Annotated in this window: 11 protein-coding genes; 10 read left to right on the top strand and 1 reads right to left on the bottom strand. The window is 37.2% G+C overall.

What is annotated here, in order from left to right:
• Nucleotides 1-95 precede the first annotated feature (95 nt).
• From OCV82_RS10225 to OCV82_RS10255, 7 genes are all read left to right on the top strand, one after another.
• Complete coding sequence (locus OCV82_RS10225; RefSeq protein ID WP_154044283.1) at nt 96-3017, top strand: chondroitinase family polysaccharide lyase; 2922 nt, start codon at nt 96-98, stop codon at nt 3015-3017.
• The gene (locus tag OCV82_RS10230; protein WP_154044284.1) at nt 3014-5449 is read left to right on the top strand and encodes a glycoside hydrolase family 95 protein; all 2436 of its coding nucleotides are present in this window, start codon (nt 3014-3016) and stop codon (nt 5447-5449) included. Before OCV82_RS10225 ends, OCV82_RS10230 begins: the two co-directional genes overlap by 4 nt.
• Nucleotides 5450-5672: 223 nt before the next feature.
• Nucleotides 5673-6971 (top strand): DUF4995 domain-containing protein, encoded by a 1299-nt coding sequence (locus OCV82_RS10235; protein ID WP_154044285.1) that lies wholly within the window; start codon nt 5673-5675, stop codon nt 6969-6971.
• A gap of 143 nt (nt 6972-7114) precedes the next feature.
• Nucleotides 7115-8731, top strand: coding sequence for a sulfatase family protein (locus tag OCV82_RS10240; protein WP_154044286.1), 1617 nt, complete (start codon nt 7115-7117; stop codon nt 8729-8731).
• Nucleotides 8732-8813: 82 nt separating this feature from the next.
• Complete coding sequence (locus OCV82_RS10245) at nt 8814-10442, top strand: CehA/McbA family metallohydrolase domain-containing protein (protein WP_262543468.1); 1629 nt, start codon at nt 8814-8816, stop codon at nt 10440-10442.
• 11 nt (nt 10443-10453) lie between these two features.
• Nucleotides 10454-11416: an ROK family protein gene (locus OCV82_RS10250; protein ID WP_154044287.1), complete on the top strand. Its 963-nt coding sequence runs from the start codon at nt 10454-10456 to the stop codon at nt 11414-11416.
• A 113-nt stretch (nt 11417-11529) separates the two neighbouring features.
• Nucleotides 11530-12798, top strand: coding sequence for a sugar MFS transporter (locus tag OCV82_RS10255; protein WP_154044288.1), 1269 nt, complete (start codon nt 11530-11532; stop codon nt 12796-12798).
• A 63-nt stretch (nt 12799-12861) separates the two neighbouring features.
• Here OCV82_RS10255 and hepB read toward each other — a convergent pair whose 3' ends face one another.
• Nucleotides 12862-15204, bottom strand: a complete 2343-nt coding sequence (gene hepB, locus OCV82_RS10260; protein WP_154044289.1) for a heparin/heparin-sulfate lyase HepB — start codon at nt 15202-15204, stop codon at nt 12862-12864.
• Nucleotides 15205-15563: 359 nt separating this feature from the next.
• Here hepB and OCV82_RS10265 point away from each other — a divergent pair, with 359 nt between their 5' ends.
• Genes OCV82_RS10265 through OCV82_RS10275 form a run of 3 tightly spaced genes read left to right on the top strand, consistent with a single transcriptional unit; the run spans nt 15564 to nt 21899 of the window.
• Nucleotides 15564-17423 carry a hypothetical protein gene (locus OCV82_RS10265; RefSeq protein ID WP_154044290.1) on the top strand — a complete coding sequence of 620 codons (1860 nt, stop codon included), beginning with the start codon at nt 15564-15566 and terminating at the stop codon, nt 17421-17423.
• A 30-nt stretch (nt 17424-17453) separates the two neighbouring features.
• A complete protein-coding gene (locus OCV82_RS10270) occupies nt 17454-19646 on the top strand; it encodes a hypothetical protein (RefSeq protein ID WP_154044291.1) in 2193 nt (730 codons plus the stop codon).
• Between the two features lie 21 nt (nt 19647-19667).
• On the top strand, nt 19668-21899 hold the full coding sequence (locus OCV82_RS10275) for a FimB/Mfa2 family fimbrial subunit (RefSeq protein WP_154044292.1): 2232 nt from the start codon (nt 19668-19670) through the stop codon (nt 21897-21899).
• The last annotated feature ends 210 nt before the right edge of the window (nt 21900-22109 follow it).

Here is a 22109-nt window from a genome sequence, read left to right on the forward strand (position 1 = left end):
TTCTTCTGAGTTCACTTTTAAGTGGACTCAGAAGATTATGAATAATTTAATATTAACCTTTTATCTACTTTTGTAAGTGTACTAATGTCTTGATTATGTTGCAATTAAAATATTTATTCTGTTTTTTATTTTTTACTTTGAGTATTGTTCCGAAAGTTATGGGACAGATATATTCTTTTGAACAACAGGAATTACCTTCAAACTTTAATATTTTTAATGGTAAGCTGTTTGTCTCTAAAGATAAATTTAAATTAGGTAAACAATCATTGCGAATTGATTGGAAATCTGGAGCAAAGCTGGTTATGTGTTCACCTATAGGTATAGATAAGGCTTCAGATAATAAAAATGGCGGTGTAACAGCTTGGATATATAATACTAAGTCTATTAGTTCTACCGCCGTTTTTGTTTTTAAAGACATTGATGGTAAAGAAGTTGGACGCTCTGATTTTAAACTTGGTTTTACAGGATGGAGATGTTATTGGCAACAGTTTCATGATGATATTGGTATAGACAAGAGAGTTCAAATAAAAGATGTTGAGTTAATATTTCCTGATATCGAGGATGGCGGGACTGTTTATATTGATTTTTTAGAGTTTAGTCCAAATGTATCTTGGCAGAAAATGTCTGATGCTCAATATAATGTAAATAGAACAGATTTCAGTTTGATCCCTGATTTTATGCTTTATAGAAATTCGGAAGAAAAGGTTAATAATGTCATATATGCCAATGATAGTGATATAGAAATTATTTCTGATAGATTAACAGACTGGTATCTTGGCAATAATATACTGTCTAAAGGCTTGTTTACCGATATAAGAGAGAAGAGTGAATTTGAGTTTGTTTCGGAAGGGTTAAAATTGTCGGAAAAAATAAAAGTTAATTACTCATCAGACGGTACTCCAGTTGGATATCCATTGTATCCTATGTGTTCACCTAATAAAATTGATGGTGAAAAAATATATCAGTTCCGTAATTTCAATGAGAAAATACTTTTGCCTTTGGCATTGGATTTCAGAAAGAATAATAATGAGGAGAGCCTTAACAAAATAAAATATATTTATGACTGGTTTAATGATCAAGGTTGGGCTGATGGAAGTGGTTTAGGAACCTTGTGTTTTGAAAAGTTGAGGAGTTCTGGGTATTTTCATTCATTTTTTCTTGTTAAAGATAAATTGAATGATAATGTTTACCAACGTGAGTTAAATACTTTATATTGGTTTACTATGTTTGGAATATGTTATAACCTTCCTGATCATGCAGGTGAGGTAGCAGATAATCTTCGTGCTTTGGCAATTCCTAAACTGATATATGCATTGTCTGTTAAAGATAAGCATAAACGTCAAATAGCATTGACAGCTTATAAAGCTTATATGGATAATGCGTTAGGCATTGCTCCTGGCTTTTTCGGAACTTTGAAGGCGGACTTCTCTGGTTATCATCATCGTGGCGCTTATAATAGTGCCTATTATCCACATGCATTGTATGCTGGTGCGCTGATAGCATATTTATTGCATGATACTCCTTATGCTTTGTCGGAAACTACTGTTGATAATTTGAAGAAAGGATTACTAACTTTTCGTTTCTTTAGTGCCAACCTTGAAATTCCGTCTGGTACAGTAGGACGTTTCCCTATGAAACAAGATGTATTGCAAGATTTATTGCCTGCATTTGCTTATGTTGCATTATCTTATGATAAACCTGATACCGAATTGGTCGCGGCTCTAAAAAAAATAATGAATAATACAGAAAATAGAGGTAAGATTATGGATTATGCCCGTACTGTAAATTCTAATCTTGCTTATACTGCAACTTTAGGTGAAATGAAGCTGTTGGAAAAAGTTGTCTCATTGAATATTGAAGCAGAAGGTGATGTTAAGGGTAATCTGTTCATGCCATATTCAGGGTTAATGGTCATGAAGGAAGCCAATTTACATTTTAATGTAAAAGGTTTCAGCCGTTATATATGGGATTTTGAATCTTCTGATAAGGAGAATATTAAGGGAAGATATTTGTCTTATGGTCAATTGGAATATTTTGATTTGAAAAATAAAAAGAAATCATTTAATCCTGCAGAAGAAAAATTTAATTGGAATTATATCTCCGGGACTACGGTAAAGGTTCTTTCAGATAATGAACTCATTGATCGTGGAGGGGGAAGTTCTGGACATCGACATTTTTCTGATGAAACTTTTTTGGCAGGTGTCGATGGATTTGAAAATGTATCAATGTTTTCTTTTAGAATGCATGATATTTCCTATGATAGCTCTTTCAGAGCAAATAAATCAGTTTTTTCGATAGGTGATTATATACTTTGTTTAGGTACAGATATACAGAATAATGATGATAAGCATAATACAGTAACAACAATATTTCAGTCTTTTGATAAAGCATGGAAAGAAAAAATAGATAACGGTTGTATATTGGGTGACGCATCTTTATTATATGCAGTTAAAAGTGGAGATGTTGTACTGGATAGAGACGGTAATCATTCTTGTGCTTATATACAGCATGGGAATGCTCCTGAATTATCCGGATATGAATATTATATTATAAAAAATCAAGATAAAGCTTTAGCTGAAAAGTTACTTACACGAAAATCTCCATTAGAAATTATTTCTAAAAACAATGATGCCCATATAATCCAAGATCATAAAAGAGGTGTTGTTTGTGGAGCATTGTTTAATATAGAAAAGGAATATGTGGATCTTATTGTTAAAAAAGTAAATATTCCATTAGCTTATATTTTAAATGATGATGGCAATAATATTAATCTGTCATTATGCGAGCCTGATATGCGTAGAGCTTCAAAAGAGCACATGGGATTACTTACTGAAGATGATGTTATACAGGAGGAGAAACCTTTTGATACTAAAATCGTTTTGAATGGAATTTTTAATATAGAATGTAGTCAGAAGAAGGTTGACGTTTCATACAATAAACAGAGGAATGAAACTTATATAACAATATCTACAATACGTGGTGAAAATTATAATTTGATACTAAAAAAACAATTATGAAATTAACAGTACGAATTTTATGCTTATTTATTGCACTTTATTCACTTGAAGTAGAGGCTGATAATCTTACATTATGGTATAATACTCCGGCAAGTGCTTGGGAGGAAGCTCTTCCTGTGGGTAATGGACGTTTGGGAGCTATGGTTTTTGGATATACAGACTGCGAACGCATTCAGTTTAATGAAAATACATTATATAGTGGCGGCCCTGAAAAGTCATTTGATATATCGGTACAATCGAAACTGAATGAAGTGAGAAGATTGTTGGAATCAGGAAAAAATAATGAGGCTGACAGTATTATTCAGAATCAGTGGATAGGTAGGCTTAATGAGGCTTATCAACCTTGTGGAGATTTGTATATTGATTTTAAAGATAAAGGAAATATAACAGACTATGTGCATAGTCTTGACATGGCAAAGGCAGTTGTTAAGACTGACTATAGGATAAATAATGTACATGTAAAAAGAGAAGTTTTTGCTTCTTATCCAGCACAGGCAATTATAATTAAACTGTCGGCGGAAAAACCGATTTTAGATTTTGATGCATATATCTCTTCAGAACATCCTTATAAACTTGTATCCACCGACAATAATATTTATATCAAAGGACAGGCACCGGCTCATGCCCAGCGTAGAGATATTGCTCATATGAGGACTTTTAAAACAGAGCGTTTACATCCTGAATATTTTGATTCTGAGAAAAATGTCATCAGAGAAGAACATATAATATATGGTGACGGATTGGATGATAGAGGAACTTTGTTCGAAGCATGTTTGGATGTATTAAGTCACAATGGTAATGTTTTTATTGAGAATGATACATTGAAGGTTGATGCATGTAGTGAAATTGTGTTTATGATATATGCTGCAACAAGTTATAATGGCTTTGATAATAGCCCTATGATGGCAGGAAAAAATCCTCACAAACTAGTACAATCTGTAATGAAAAAGAATGAGGGAAAGAATTATGATGAATTATATAAAGAACACATCTCAGACTATACAGCGCTCTTTAATCGTGTTAGTCTGGAATTACCGGCATCTGATAAACAAAAATCTTTGCCTACAGATGAACGCTTAAAGAGATTTCATGAAACAGAAGATCAAATGCTATTGGCTCAATTGTTTCAATTTGGTCGTTATCTTATGATTTCAGGTTCTAGGCCTGGAGGGCAACCTTTAAATTTGCAAGGTTTATGGAATGATAAAAGATTGCCTCCATGGAACTCAGGTTATACATTAAATATAAATCTGGAAATGAATTATTGGCCTGCAGAGGTTACCAACCTTTCTGAATGTCATATGCCATTATTTAAATTTATTGAGGAAATATCAGAGAAAGGTAAAAGAATAGCACGTAATATGTATGGCCTTGATGGATGGGTCATACATCATAATATTTCAATATGGAGAGAAGGGTATCCTTCAGATGGTTATGTCTATTGGTTCTTCTGGAATACATCAGGTGCTTGGCTGTGTAGCCATATTTGGGAACATTATTTATATACTGAAGATAAAGAGTTTTTAAATAAGTATTATGATATACTTAAAGGGGCGTCTGTATTTTATTCCGAATGGCTTGTTAAAGATAAGGATGGCCGATGGGTTACTCCAGTGAGTACATCACCTGAAAATGCCTATATTATGTCTAATGGATTAGAGGCTTCTGTTTGTCCAGGTAGTACGATGGATCAGGCGCTTATTAGGAATTTGTTTGATATAACAATCAAAGCTTCTAAGATATTAGGTATTGATGAACAATTCAGGTTTTTGCTAAGAGATAAAGTTTCAAATATGGCTGGTTATAAGATAGGAAGTAAAGGACAATTGCTTGAATGGGACAAAGAATACACTGAGAAGGAACCTAATCATCGGCATGTCTCACATTTATTCGGTCTTTATCCTGGATGTGAAATAACTTCGGATAAAGAGGATATATTCAATGCAGCACGTAAATCATTATATGATAGAGGGAATAAAACAACAGGTTGGAGCATGGCTTGGAAGGTGTCTTTGTGGGCACGTTTGTATGATGCGTCAAAATCATATGAAGCATTGACTAATTTGGTTAATTATGTAGACGTAAATAAGAAGGCTGAAAACAGTGGAGGTCTTTATAGAAACATGTTGAATGCTTTGCCATTTCAAATAGATGGAAATTTCGGTGTTACAGCTGGTATTGCCGAGATGTTATTGCAGAGTCATAATAATAATATTCATTTATTGCCTGCTTTACCTAAAAGCTGGAAGAATGGTGAAGTGAAAGGTTTGAAAGCAAGAGGTGGATATACGGTAGATATTAAATGGAAAGATGGTAATCTTGAATTTGCAAAAATAAAAAGTGAAAATAATAAGAATATAAGTATATGCTATAATGGTAGGATTCAATCTCAGAAGTTTAAAAAGAATGAGGTAAAAATAATAATATTTTAAAGTAACTAATATATAGATTTTATGTACTAAAATAACTTTTTACAAGTGATTATTTGTGCTGACATGTATTAATAGGACATTATTGATATAAAATTATACATATTTACAACTGAAAATTGTTTTGAATGTGTTATCCAATACATTATTGAAACGTGCTCCTTTACAAAATAATTAGATTTGTAAAAGTTAAAATGATTACTTAAAAAAATAATAATTCATATACATGATGCGAATGAAAAGGAACTTTTTTATCGCTGCAACGGCAGCATTGGTAATGGCCTCTTGTGGAAACACACAGAAGGCAGACAATAATGAATGGATAGATAATGCTCTTGATAGAGCTACGTCACAATTGTTACTTACTGCTAAAGAAGTTAGTGGTACTGGCATGCAGCCACGTTCTATCCATGTTGGCTATGATATGGATTTTCTAATACGCCAATTGGAGAGAGATACTGCTACATTTGTTGATTCTTTACGTAAGAAACCTTCTCCTGAGATGGAAGGTAAACGTAGGTTGTGCCGTATATATGATTGGACTAGCGGCTTCTTCCCTGGGACACTGTGGTACGCATATGAACTTACAGGAAATGAAGAACTGAAAAATGAAGCTGTTCAATATACTAACCTTTTGAATCCTGTGAGATATTATAATGGAACTCACGATCTTGGATTTATGATAAACTGTAGTTATGGAAATGCACGACGTCTTGCAAAAAATGATACAATTGATGCTGTAATGATTGAAACTGCCGATAATCTTATTGGACGTTTTGATGAGAATATATCTTGTATCCGTTCTTGGGATTTTGGAACTTGGAATTTCCCTGTAATCATAGATAATATGATGAATCTTGATTTGTTATTTACGGTAAGTAAGATCACAGGAGATCCTAAATATAAGGAGGTTGCAATAAAACATGCAGATAAGACCATGGCTAACCATTTCAGGCCTGATTATACTTGCTGGCATGTGGTTAGTTATAATAATGATGGTAGTGTAGAACGCAAACAAACACATCAGGGTAAAAATGATGATTCTTCTTGGGCGCGTGGTCAAGCATGGGCTGTATATGGATATACTGCATGTTATCGTGAAACAGGTGATAAGAAATATCTTGATTTTGCAAAGAATATTGCAGATATGATAATGAACCATGTAAAAACTGAAGATGCAATACCATATTGGGATTATGATGCTCCTGTTACAAAGGAAACGCCACGTGATGCTTCGGCTGCTGCTGTTACAGCTTCAGCATTACTTGAAATGAGTACAATGCTAGATGATGGAAAGGTGTATTTTGATTATGCGGAAAAAATACTGAAAAGTCTTTCGTCAGATAATTATCTTGCAAAAAAAGGTGAGAATTGTGGCTTTATCCTTATGCATTCTACAGGTTCGTTACCTAATGGTTCTGAAATAGATGTACCATTGAATTATGCAGATTATTATTATTTGGAAGCTTTGCAGAGGTACATGAGCCTGAAAGGTATAAAGTTTGCTAACTGTAATAAATGTTGATATGTTAATTTATGGCAAGGTCAATAATTTAATTTGACCTTGACGATAACATATTTTTGTTACTTAAAATCTTTTTGATTAAATAATTCACCATTACTAATAAAAGCAGGCAAGGAGTAGGCTTGCATATTAATCATTTAAATATGGGAAATATAATATTTAAAGCTTTTTGTTTATCAGTAGCGGGTGTCACAGTGACGGGTTGTAGTAAAAAAGAACATGAAGATAACAGACCTAATATAGTTTTTATAATGACTGATGACCATACTACCCAGGCAATGTCTTGTTATGGAGGAAATCTTATACAGACCCCTAATCTTGACCGTATAGCCAATGAAGGAATACGGATGGATAGATGTTATGCAACAAATGCTTTATCTGGTCCAAGTCGTGCCTGTATTCTGACTGGAAAAATGAGTCATATAAATGGATTTACGGATAATGCAAGTCGTTTTAATTCTGATCAGCAGACTTTTATAAGCCTTTTACATGACAATGGTTATCAGACAGGTATTGTTGGTAAGTGGCATTTAATATCAGAACCAAAAGGTTTTGATTATTGGAGTATTTTGACAGGACAAGAAGAACAGGGTGATTATTATGATCCGGATTTTAATGAAAATGGTGAAAAAATAGTAGAGAAAGGTTATGTGACAGATATTATAACAGATAAAGCTATAAAATATATAGACGGAGTGGATAAGAAAAAACCATTTTGTCTTATGTTTCATCATAAGGCTCCGCATCGTAACTGGATGCCTGCTCCACGACATTTAGGTATATTCAACAATACCGTTTTTCCAGAACCTCAGACCTTGTTTGATGATTATAAAGGAAGAGGAAAGGCATCAAAAGAACAGGATATGTCTTTGGAAAAGACATTTACTGAAGATTGGGATCTTAAACTTCTTACGAGAGATGAGATGCTAAGAGATACTACTAACCGTTTATACAAGGTTTATAAGCGTATGCCTGAAGATGTTCAGAGAAAATGGGATGAAGTATATGCCAAAAGAATAGAAGAATATCGCAAAGGTAATATGAATGAACGTGAACTTGTGAGTTGGAAGTATCAGCAGTATATGCGTGATTATCTTGCTACTGCAATGTCTGTAGATGAGAGTGTTGGGCGACTGATGAAGCATCTTGAAGATATAGGAGAACTAGACAATACTATTATTGTTTATACTTCAGACCAAGGTTTTTTCTTGGGTGAACACGGATGGTTTGACAAGCGATTTATGTATGAGGAAACACGTATGCCACTGATAATCCGATATCCGCGTTCTATAGAGGCAGGAAGTGAGAGCAAGGCTTTGTGTATGAATATTGATTTTGCACCTACTTTTTTGGATTATGCAGGTGTGGAGATTCCAAAGGATATGCAGGGACGTTCCCTTCGCCCTGTAATTGATAATGCAGGAAAAGTTCCGGCTGATTGGCGTAAGAATACATATTATCATTATTATGAATATCCGGCAGAACATTCTGTAAAACGTCAGTATGGAATACGTACAGATCGTTATAAACTTATTCATTTTTATAATGATATAGATGAATGGGAATTGTATGATCTTGATGAAGATCCGGATGAAATGAATAATGTATATGAAAACTCTTCATATGGTGAAGTCAGGAAAATGATGCATAATTTACTTGAAAAATCTCAAGAAGAGTATGGTGACAATGATCCTGAAGAAAAAGAAAAAGTTCTTTTTAAGGGAGATAGAAGAGTTATGGATAGGGTAAAAACTCATTGATAGGTATTATCTTGTATTACCTATTGTTTTATAATAATTGCCGGTATATATTTATTAAATAAAAAAACTAAAATCAAATATTATGGATAGAAGAAAATTTTTAGAAGTTTCTGGATGGTCATTGCTGGGTATTGCTGCATCCGGTAGCTTGCTCGGCTCTTGTACTCCTGGTTCTAAGGAAGCAAAAAGAATAATGCCAAGCAAATCTCCTTATAAAATGTTTTGGGGAGACCTTCATAATCATTGTAATTTGACTTATGGACATGGTGATATGCGCGATGCATTCGAAGCAGCCAAGACACAGCTGGATTTTGTAAGTGTTACACCACATGCTATGTGGCCTGATATTCCTGGTGCAAATGATCCTCGTCTGAAATGGGTAATAGATTATCATACAGGTGCATTTAAACGTTTGAGGCAGGGTGGTTATGAGAAATATGTGGCTATGACCAATGAATATAATAAGGAAGGTGAATTTCTTGCATTTATTGGTTATGAGGCTCATAGTATGGAACACGGTGATCATGTAGCGCTAAATTATGATCTTGATGCTCCTTTGGTAGAATGTACTTCTATTGAAGATTGGAAACAGAAAGCTCGTGGACATAAAGTCTTTATTACTCCGCATCATATGGGGTACCAGACCGGATACAGAGGATATAACTGGGACTTCTTTACAGAAGGAAAACAAACCCCTTTTGTAGAAATGTATTCTCGCCATGGTCTTGCAGAATCAGATCAGGGAGACTATCCGTATCTTCACGATATGGGGCCACGTCAGTGGGAAGGAACAATACTATGTGGTCTGGAACGTGGTTATAAATTTGGTCTTATGGGCTCTACAGACCAACATTCCGGATATCCGGGAAGTTATGGTGATGGACGTATAGGAGTATTGGCATCATCTCTTACACGTGATGCATTGTGGGATGCTATGGCTAATCGTCATGTATGTTGTTCTACTGGTGATAAAATATTGATTGATTTCCGGCTTAATGATGCTTTTATGGGCGACGTTGTAAGAGGAAACCAACGTCGTATATATTTGAATGTTGAAGGACAGAGTTGTATAGATTATATTGATATCATTAAGAACGGTAAACTGCTTGCAAGAATGAACGGACCTATGAGTCCTATTGTATCTGCAGATGATACAGTACGTTGTAAAGTAAAAGTTGAATTCGGATGGAACCGTGAAGAAAAGTATGTTACATGGAATGGTGCATTAAGTATCAATAAAGGACGTATACTCAGTGTAACACCATGTTTCAGAGGGGCAGCATTTACATCTCCGCAGGAAGGTGAAACAGAATTCCATACTCATGTGAATCGCGTTCTTTCAGCTACGGATACTTCTGTAGAATTAAAACTTTACACCACTAAGAACCCAAATACATTAACTCCTGCAACTCAGGCTGTAATTCTGGAATTGGAGATACCTAAAGATGGAATTTTATCTGCTGATTTTAATGGGAAACATTTTGAACATTCATTGGGAGAATTGCTTGCCGGTTCGCGTAGCCATTTTATGATAGGATGGTTAAGTGAGGCTATACTCTTCAATAGGGCAATGCCTGAGGATTGTTATACCATTGAACACTATATGGAAGATAACGAACCTGAGAGAGATACAGATTATTATTATGTGAGGGTACGTCAGAAAGATCAACAATGGGCTTTCAGTACACCAATATGGGTTGAACGTGTATAAATCTATTAAATATGAAAAGATACGCTATAGGAATAGACCTAGGCGGTACATCTGTGAAATACGCCTTGATTGATGACGAAGGCGTATTTCATTTTCAGGGACGTGTACCGTCAAAAGCTGATATTTCGGCAGAAGCCGTGGTTGGACAAATCTTGTATTCTGTAAATGAAGTAAATGCTTATGCTGTTTCAAATGGTCTAAAAGTAGATGGAATAGGAATTGGCACTCCTGGTATTGTTGATGCTACATCACGTATAGTAATGGGTGGTGCTGAGAATATTAAAGGATGGGAAAATGTTTATCTTGCAGACCTGATAGAAAAAGAGACAAAACTTCCTGTTATGGTTGGAAATGATGCCAATATGATGGGACTTGGAGAAACACGTTTTGGAGCAGGTAAGGGTATGACTGATGTCGTATTTATTACTGTTGGTACTGGAATAGGTGGTGCAGTAGTTATAGATGGGAAACTCTTTGGAGGTTATGCCAATCGTGGAACAGAATTAGGTCATGTACCATTGATTGCCAATGGAGAGAAATGTGCTTGTGGAGCAACGGGATGCCTAGAACATTATGCTTCTGCATCGGCTTTAGTTAGAATGTTTATATCTGAAGCTCCTGCATATGGATACTCTATTCCTGAAGAAGGGGTTGACGGAGAGCTTATAGTTCGTCTTTATAAAGAGAGACACCCGCTTGCGGTAGATTGTCTGAATAGACATTGTCGATATCTGGGACAGGGTATAGCAGGTTTTATAAACATCTTTAGTCCACAATTGGTAGTAATAGGAGGTGGATTGTCCGATGCCGGGCAATTTTATATAGATATGGTTAAAGAGGAAGCTTTGAAAAATGCTATGCCTGACTGTGCTGTCAATACTGATATCGTTTCTGCCGGACTTGGTAATAAGGCTGGTAGCTTAGGAGCGGCATCAATGATTTTTGATAACAAATATTGTGCTTTTCAGGGATGAAATTGTATTCCATTGGCTTTTGTCTTTACTTATTTAGGCGTAGTAGATTATAATTATAATTCTATGCGCCTATATAATTTATAAAGTATATATATTTATTAAAGGATTTGATTATGAGTAAAAGGACAATTCATTTGATATTGATAATGTCGTTTTGGTTTACCATTTCTTTTATAACAAACATTCTTGGGCCTTTAATACCGGACATTATCAGTAATTTCAATTTATCTAATCTTGCTATGGCAGGTTTCATCCCGACGTCATTTTTTCTAGCTTATGCTATAATGTCAATTCCGTCTGGAATACTTATTGACAAATACGGTGAGAAACCTGTTTTGTTTTGTGGCTTTTTTATGCCATTGTTAGGCTCTGTTATTTTTGCCTCTATACATACATATCCCGCACTTCTGGTCTCATCATTTATTATAGGTCTTGGAATGGCAATGTTGCAGACTGTAATAAATCCTTTACAGCGTACGGTAGGTGGAGAAGAAAATTATGCTTTTATAGCAGAACTTGCACAGTTCGTTTTTGGAGTAGCTTCGTTTGTTAGTCCTTTGGTATATTCAGGTTTAATGTCACGTCTTTCTCCGGATGTTTATGTACCCGGCAATAGTGTTGTTGCAGATATATTGGCATCAGTTACCCCACCTGACTTACCTTGGGTCTCATTATACTGGATATTTGCATTATTGCTTGCGTTGATGGTTGTAACTGTGTTGTCTTCCCGTTTCCCTAAAATCGAGCTAAATGATGACGAACGCGGCGGAAGTAAAGACACTTACTTGTCTTTGTTTAAAAACACTTCAGTGTGGATGTTTTTTCTTGGAATATTTTGTTATGTCAGTACGGAGCAGGGGACATCCATTTTTATGACTACTTTCCTTGAAAAATATCATGGAGTGAATCCTCAAACGGATGGGGCATTTATCGTAAGTCTTTTCTGGGGATTGATGACTGCAGGATGTCTGGTAGGTATGTTATTACTTAAATTGATTGACAGTCGTTTATTATTGAAGTATTCCGGATGTCTTACAATAATTCTTCTGGCTTGTGCAATTTGGGGAGGTCGTAGTCTATCTTCATTAGCTTTCCCTGCGATAGGATTTAGTCTTTCTGTAATGTATTCTATCGTGTTTTCGTTGGCTCTTAATTCGGTTCCGTCCAATCATGGCTCTTTTGCAGGAATATTATGTACTGCTATAGTTGGAGGAGCTGCCGGACCACTTATAATTAGCAGTATTGCTGATTTGACATCATTAAGGATTGGTATGTGTGTTATTTTTATCTTTGTTGCTTATATTGTTTTTGTAGCATTTACGGCACATCCGCTTGTTAATAATAAAACAGTAAGTGTGAAAGAATTGTTAGGAATAAAATAAACATATATAATAATAAAAAGGCTGCAACAGATTTAGTTCTGAGCAGCCTTTAAAGATGTATTATTATCTGTTAAACTCATATTTACCGGCAGTTCCTTCAAAGTATAATGTCCCTTCATCTGATTTAGCTTCAAGAGTAGGGATAATTATTTTCCCGTTTTTCTTTATTTGCCAGTTGCCGGCTTTAAGATCTGTGATTACAAATGTGTATTTCCCCTCCCCGTTAATAGTGAAATCAAACTTACCTGTTATTTCGTTACTTCCTTTACTGAATGTTACAACTCTGTCTTTTATCTGGACACCGACAATGCATTCGGAATCTATACGTTTGACTTCGTAAGTCTTTTCAATGTTGTCTGTCATTTGCATGACATTCAGGAATAAGTCTTCTCCTGATGGTTGTATTGGTGATAATTCTACTCTCCATGCTCCACGTTCGTTTGCGGGATCAGGATAAGATCCTAAAGCATCATTTTTATAATTCTGGCCGAATACATAGAATTCCTTACCGGGACCACCAATTTTCTCTATTGAAGCGTTCTGTAAAACAGGTAGTAGAACATGATTTTTTAATATGCCGGAATCACCGTTTTTAGTCCGTTTTATTGTAATTGAGTTATTGTCTATTTCAGGCTCCTCTATACTGTGTAGAAGCCAGTATTTCTTGAAATCAGGATTTGAAGAAACTACTTTATCGAATACTATTAATGCGGCAGGAACTACTTCCGATTTGAAATTAAGAAAAACAAAAGAACGCTTAGCTTCCTTTACTTTGTTTGAATATGCTTTTGTAATGTCACCTTTTAAATAAGAATACTCTGGCATGTTATTGTCAGGTCCATATCCATGGGCGATTGTTTTTCCCACAGTATATTCATCGGATAACAGGTCGTTCATACTGTTGCATGTTTTCCAACCATCACCGGGCATTCTTTGTCCTCCATCATTAGCGGCAAAACTTGATTTGTTTGCTCCTCCATAATTGTGGCAGGCAAATTTCTCATCAGGGTCATAAACTAATAAAGAGTTATGCGCGATAGTGCGTTTGAAATAATTTTTGTTGTGTGGACTGTTGTAACCCCCTGAACTACCGCTATATGCTCCTGCATCAATAGCGAGAGGACCTTTATAATATATTTGAAAACTTCCACCATCCAAATGTTGATGATTACCCACAAAATGTTCGTTTATTTTCATTTCTGCTATGACGCTGTTTTCTCCCCATCCTGTTCTGGCTATCATCCATCCAAAAGGAGAACCGGAAAAACGTGTTAATGGTAAATCGTCAGGAGCCTTACCTTTTAAAGTATAGTCTCTCCATAACAGGTCAAAAATAAGGCAATGATTCATAACTTCATTTCCGGAATTTTCCAAATGTGGATTTCTCTCAAATTCGTATGCCAAATACTCATCTTTATAATAACTAGAAGCGAGGAGCATCGGTAGCGGGAAAGTAAGAGTGGTAGGGCGGTTCTGAGGGTAATCATCACCTGATGGCAAAACAACTCCATCGGGCCTTCTTCTGTATATCATATCATAGAGTACAAACTGTTGGGATGAGTTATATACACATCCTGCACCCATTTTGTCAAGAATCCATAAAGGGAATAAATCACATGCGAAACGAACGTGAATATAATTTGTACCTTGGTGGTAGTTATGTCCTTCGTAAAAAAAGTTTCTTGCAGGTATGTAATCGCGGAATAGCATTTTTATTACATGATTGTACATATCCGGGTATTCATCATATATTGCTATTCCTGCAGATAATAAGTCGCGCATAATCATCCATTCCGATGGATGACCGGAAATTGGTTGATTGTCGCGGGGAGGATAACCACATTCCATTGTTTGGGCTATTCGTATAAAGGAATTTATATATTCTTCTTTTTCGGTTTTCTTCATTTGGTCGTAACACCAGTCATAGACTATGGCTCCAACCATAAGCATAGCTCCACTTGCTCTTGAATTGTCCTTTTCTATTCCAAAATTGGTATTCTTTAATGTGTCTAACATTGCCGTAATGGCTTTTCTGGCTTGTTCTTTCTTACCATTAACGAGATAATCTAACGCTTGTAATTGTACTTCACTGGTTATACCTCTCATTTTATAATAATATCTGAAACCGCGGTTTTCTCCTTCTGCTTTTTCTTCAATGGCAGTTCTAGGTTTGGAAAGCCCTTTTAGCACAGCTATTGTTTGTTGTGCTTCAGGAGTTTGCAGTCTTTCTTTTAGTTGTGAGATTTCATTTGAACGGATGTAAAGTCTCGGATGTGTTTTAGGAGGTATTGGTACAGATACTCCGTCCATATTACACCAGGTTACTCCTTTATTCAACTCTTGACAAAAGATGTGGTTGAAAAATGAACAGATACATAGTGTTACTAATATAAATGTGTGTTTCATGTGAATTATAATTAAATTGTTATTGTTAGACAAAGATATTTTTTCGGCTTTTATAATTGTGATAATATTGTGGAAAATACTTGTGATTTTGTTTAAACTTTTATAGTGATGTCATTTTATTATTCTTCTTTCTATATCAATGTTTTTCCAGGTCTCAGGAAACAATTTCGTTTTCTGAGGATGTTCTATTTTAACATGTAACAAAATGCTTTTATAATTTATGTGATGTGAAGTTTTTACCGCCATTTTATATTGATTTAAATCAAAAAAGCTCGAAAAAGTAAAATATTTGTCGTTAATATTGAACAAACTTGCTGTTCTTTTTGTCTTGATAGACGTATAACATTTAATAATTTGAGATGAAAAGGATAACACTATTTGCACTTATAGGCTTTCTTTTTATGGTGTCGTGTACAAACGACGATATGATGAACAGTAGCAATACAGGCTCAGGACGCAGTGGCATACGTTTTCGTTTGAAAAAGTCTGAATACGTAGGCGACAGTAACTCACGTACAGAATCTGTGAGTACAGGCGTTTATGACAAGGTCTTTTTCTATATAGCCGACTCTGAAGGCGATGTAGTGACTACAGTATATGGCAAATATAATGCGCTAACCTCGGAAATATATGCCGAAGGTCTTCATGAGGGCGACTATAACCTGCTTGTTCTGGCTATAAAGGGCGATGAAACGGCCGATCGTGCCGAGATAAATAAAATATCAAGTATGGATGATGAATGGCTGGTGTTTCCTTCTGATCTCCACAAGCCTCTGGAAGCAGAGTATTTTTATTCATGTACACCGTTTACAGTCCGTTTAGATCCTGCTGAAGGAGGTAGCACTGAGGTTATCAGCATTGACAGCGAAGTTACACAGGATAGGATAGTGGGTCGTTTGGATTTCAATTTCGTATATAATAACCGATATGTGAGTAATGCAACAGTCGAGAAAAGAGTGAGACTTACTGAGTCAAAGTTCTATACATCAATAACAGGTGGAGGCTCCTTTACCGGAGAAAGTGACGGTATTATAGACGATATGGTTTTAAGAGAGGATATTCCTTATCTTTTTATGCCTACAGTAGCCGGTACTGTTTTAAAAGGAGATATATTCCATACTTCAGTAAACTATCTTGATGAGAAGACTGTTCTTGACTTCAATTTTGGCCAGCAGGAAGTGTTGCCAAATCATGCACATACGGTAAACACCGCGGTAAAGCATCCTGATGACATTTCACTGGTGATGTATATAACTGCCGATGCTTACAGAGCCGGAAATCATGCCAGGATTCTGGATGATGATGAACCTGTATCTGTTTATACGGACAGGTCTCAGCGCACTTTTAACACGGCAAAGCCATTACAGCTTTCCATTACTGATGAGGGGCAACTGCATGCGCGTTTTTATTCGCCACGTGTGCTTTATGGAGTAACGGTGAGAGCACGCATAGCAGCTGTGGATGATGAATATTTCGATTTTGCATATTTCGATTCTATTCCTGCTTTCTGCGATTTCTATGAGTCCTCTCCACTGGTAGAGAAAGGCACTATGTGTCGTACTGAGAGCGGTCGAATAATCAATGTCCCGGCACTTGACGCTGCCTCCATAGCGGGAGCGGAGTTGAAGATAATTTCATCGGATCCTTATTGGGCGAAACTTCAGGAAATAAAGCACGGATGGACACTTTACTGGGGGCTTTTCGGTGGAGACCCTTCACTCGATAATGGAGGCCCGGTAGGAAACTGGATGGGTATCCGTCCGGTACATTGTAGAGAGTCTGTGGCTTTCTTCCTTAATTTTACATATTTGATAGATATGGATGAGCACGAAGCTATCCTCCATGAGAATGCAGGTAAGTTATACGATGATAACAGAGAACCCGTGAAGGTGGAGGAAGTATTGGCCAAGATGCGGCGTGGACAGACACTTCAGGTCGGATTGGTCTATCCTGGTAACGGTGTTATAGGTTTGGGTAGTCCGAGTGTGTTTGGAGCATATCAGCGAGGATGGTTCGAACATTATTCAAACCGTTATGCGTGTAGCGTGATGTTCCATGAACTGGGACACGTTATGGGATACGGACACAATAGTTCGTTCACATACGGGCCGTGGGCAGAGGAGCTGATGAATAATTTTTATGTTGACAATATCAGCAGAATGCCTATTGATTCGCCTGTTTATCTTGACAGTTACTCAAATTCTCATATATACAATTAATATCAGAATTATCAAAAATAATATTTCAATATGGGAGTAAGACTTGTAAATATATTATCTGTATTATTATTGATTTCTCTTTACTCATGTAGTGATGACAGCATATCCTACGGGAATTCATCAGGTGATGTAGTCACTGCCAGACTGTCATTGCTCAGTACTTCTGACGCAGAAACTGATGCGGTAGAGAATGTGTCGGCATATCGTTTCGATGGTGGTATGTTAGCGGAGGTGTTTGATAAGCTTGAGCCGGGAACAGATGGAGTAGTGTCTCTTAAGCCTTCTGCCATGAGTGGTAATGTATATTTTATGATTAACGCAGGAAATCTCGTTTCCGGTCGTGGTTTTGAAGTAGGCGTGACCTCTGAATCAGATTTCCAGGCAATGACTGCCGGAGCCGATGAAATGGTATCCGGTGGAATGTTTTTGTCCGGTATGTCAGCTATAAGCCGACAGACATCGTCCGTAGCAGTGGCAATGAAACGTTCTGTAGCGCGAATAGATATCAGTTCTCCAATCAATAACCTTGAGGTGAATAGTGTAAAGGTGAAGAATGTATGCCCTGAAGGTTATGTAATAGAGGGAGGTAATGGTGGAAACATTCCCCAGCCGGTTGATATGGTGAAAGATTATGCTGACAGCCCCTTAACTGCTGCTGAAGAAACTTTGTTTTACTTTCCGCACCAAGAAGGTAAGAATTTTGAAGTGGAAATAATGGTCACATCCTCAGGCTCATGGCACAGGTTGAAAACAGTTCTGCCGGACATATTACGCAATAAGGTTTATACTCTTAAAGTATATGGTGATGGTGAGGATTTTAGTGTGAAAGTAGTTGAAGCTTCTTGGCAGGAAGGCGACGGAACAACCTCAGACGGACTTAGAAATGCTTTTGTAGATGTTGATAACTCAGTACTTAGTGATGGCATTAGAGTTAATGAGACACGCGATTCTGTTTTTATACCATCATGGGAAACAAACTTCAGTCTTGCCATAAGCGGTGAGGTAGGTTCGACTGTGAATGTGGATGGCTTGGTGAAAGGTGTTGATGTCACTGTTTCTCGTTCCGGAAATCTTGATAATTTGTGCAGCTTGAATGTGAGCAGCAGTAATAAGATTATTGGTAGTGTGGACGGATACATGTATGTTAATGTACATTACGGTGATGCATTACGCGGTAGAGTTGTTCTTGTATTTCTGGCAAATCCGGTTAAGATGCAGGGACAGTTGAATTTTGATGATAATTATGTTTGCGATTTCGGACGATATATAGACGGTGAACTGGCCGTATTGAACGTTCCTGATGATAAAGTAATAAGACTGGAATTCGACGAAAACTCACCGGAATGGATGAAACTGGAAGAAACTGCGGATGGCACATACCGTATTTTAGGTGGATGGCGCCCGAATGATGCTGATGCCGATGGAAGAATACAGGAAGGACGAATTTTGATATCCGACTTGTCGGGCGTTCATAATGAAACTTATACGGTTAAGAGACAGAATTGGGGACTTCCAGTGGTAAACATAAACGGTACATGGTGGTGTAAATACAATCTTCGTGGAAATGTGAAAGAGTTTACTGATCAGATTCTTATTTCAAACGATCCTGCCCGTGGTGGAAGTGTTGCAGACTATTTGGCCGGATGTACGGACGATGAGTTCCTTAGTGTTCTTGGCGACCAGTATCAGGCAGGCAATCGTGATGGTTTGAAATTGAAGAATGACGGAACAGGATTCCTGTTTGAAGGGTATTCGTCGAAGACTGATAATTTCGGTACATTGAATCCTGGTTATATGGCTCCTGACGGTTATGAAATACCGGATTATAACGATTACAGATTCTTCAATTGGGGTAACAACAGTAATTTAGGATATCATAATCCTGGTGCGTTCAATAATGGTTTGGGGCAGAGATTGAACTTCTCTGTAGTAGAGAGAGAAGCTATATTTCTGGGTTATGAGTATGGAAATGTAACTTTCTACGATTTTGAATATGAAGGAGAGCACCTTGTATTATACGGCCTCGGTCATCAGTGGAGTGAAACAGATATATCTAAAAAAATGATTCAGTTCGCCACATACGGCAATTCTGGCAGTACATGGCTCATCGAAGGTTACTCTAATAGTGACGGCAGAGGAAACTGGTTCAAGTTCGCGGCAAGCAATGCGCAGAAAACTAGAACTATACGATGTGTGAAAACTCCTGTTGAATATATTTATTAATAATCAGTAAATAAAAAAGACATGTCCATAAAGAACATATTTGTCATAATCGTTTCGCTTGCTGTAATGTCATGTACAGATAAAGGAGCGGTGAACGAGCATAGTGGAGCAGATTCTGTAATATTACCACGCGTGATACCATATAATTATACTTCCGGGAATGATGAAACAACCGGAATAAAAGAGATAAGAATACTTCATGCCTGTCTCTTTGAGAATGGTGTTATGACACGCGTTTATTCTGATATAGATCCTTTGACTGGTATCAAGATAGATGACAGTAAGGGACGCCTTTATATGGTAGCCAATATTGAAAGAAACAATTCCGCTTCATTTTATAATGTAGGTATGACCGAGGAAGAGTGGTTGTCAATTGCAATACCACATGCTGGAGGTGTCAACCTTACATATATGAGTGGTGTTGTTGATATGTCAGATACGTCCCATGGAGTTTTGCAACTTTACAGGGGAGTAGCACGTATAGATGTCAACGTATCCGAAGAACACGGTTTGTCTGTAACGGATATCACGTTCAGGAATGTTGCACAGCAGTCGTATCTTAACCGCCGTAATACTGTAGAATCGCCGGAAAGTACAGGTTACAACGATGTTACTCCTGTTATAGATACTCCTCTTACAGGCAGCACATACGGAGTAGCTTATCTGTGCGAACAGGCATCGGAGAATATCTCTGCAGTGTTGACTGTAAATGTAGATGGCGAAACTGTGGAAAAAGAAGTTGCTTTGCCTTCTACACTAAAGAGAAACTGTGTTTATACTATCAATGTGTTTAAAGCATCTGTACAGGCTGACGTAACCTTAAGTGTAACAGACTGGGAAAATGGAGGTGACTTTAATCTGGCACCAAACGAAAGAGGTCTGACGGTGGATGTGGAAGGGACATCATTCCCTGCAAATACAGAGGTAGATTCTGACCGCAGGGGAATAGTCTTGTCACACTGTGCTTCGGATTTCGTTCTCTCCATAGATTGCGACGATGAACTGGAGCTGATAGCCGATCCTGAACTTCCAATGACCGTGGAACGTATAGGAGGAGCTGAGAATGTTGGAAAGAATCTTTTTCGTATAACAAAGAAACTGTGGTATCCTGGTATGGAACGTGTAGAGACAAAACTGATGTTTCATCGTAAGGGACTGAATGAGAATTATGCCGACGATTATATAAATGTGGTAATGTCTGAACATCCGGTTAAACTGGAAGGACTGATACATTTTGAGGAGAGCGCGTCATTCGATTTCGGGAAATATATAGATAACGAACTAGGTGTATTTACAGTTCCGGCATCGAAGTCTATAACTGTTGAGTACGATGAAGGAGAAGACGAATGGGTGAAACTAGATGCCTCAGGTCAGAGGGTACGCGTTATTGGAGGATGGCGTCCTAACGACAGGACTGCAAACGGCAGAGTACAGAAGGCGCGCATAGTAATAAGTAACTCGGCCGATGGTTCTGAAAGAGAAGAATACGTTATTTCACGCCGTAACTGGGGGTTGCCTGTTACAAAGCTTAATGGTGTGTGGTGGTGTAAGTATAATGCCATAGGAGATGCGAAAAACTTCTCAGACCAGATTCTTTCATCTGCAGACCCTGCGGTACTGGCAGGTAAGACCGTATTCGATTATTTGAGGGACTGTACGGCTGACGAGTTCTTCAATCTTTGGAAATGGAATTACCAGGGTAAGAGTTCGCAAGGGCTTCAGGTAATAGACGATGGAGGAGTGGCGAAACTGGAAGGTTATTCATCAAGTGCCGAACATATAAATAAGATAGACGCTAAGGCTTTGGCTCCTGACGGTTATGAATTGCCATCCATGGAGAATTTTGAAAGAGTATTCAATTCTACAAGCGGAACTATTTGGCTTATGTGGGATGGCTCGCATACTACTGCCTGGAATGGAAGTACCACTATACAGCGCAGGCAACGCAGAAGAAATGATGTTACCGTAGGGACAGTGTCACTGACAGACCTTATTTATATTTCTATGTATAACCAGTCGGAGGCAGAGTACGAACCGGTTGTGTGGTATGGCTCAAGTCCGCAGTGGAATAATGACGGTATAAATCATGGCCATTATAATAATCTGTTGATTGCCGTTCATAATCCTTCAGATGGACAGGGATGGTTTTTCGTTGGTGGAATGGGCGGTCTTTATCCGTCGAAGAACTCGGCAGGTCCTAATGATACCCGTATCCTGAGATTTAAGAAGTCTGATGTGGAATACATATATTGATACTGTCAGTAAACGCTAAACGGACTGACATTATCCATAAATACAACTTGTGTTTTTATAAATAAGTAAGTGATCTAAAATATTTTTATATTCAGCATAAATTATTAATATTGTCTCATGATATTTTAGAAATTGAATCATGAAACATATAAAAGTGCTTGAATTGAGTGAGGCTGATCGCCTCAAACTTGAGAAAGGGTATCATAATGG

This window comes from Bacteroides cellulolyticus (assembly GCF_025567135.1).
GTDB lineage: Bacteria > Bacteroidota > Bacteroidia > Bacteroidales > Bacteroidaceae > Phocaeicola > Phocaeicola cellulolyticus.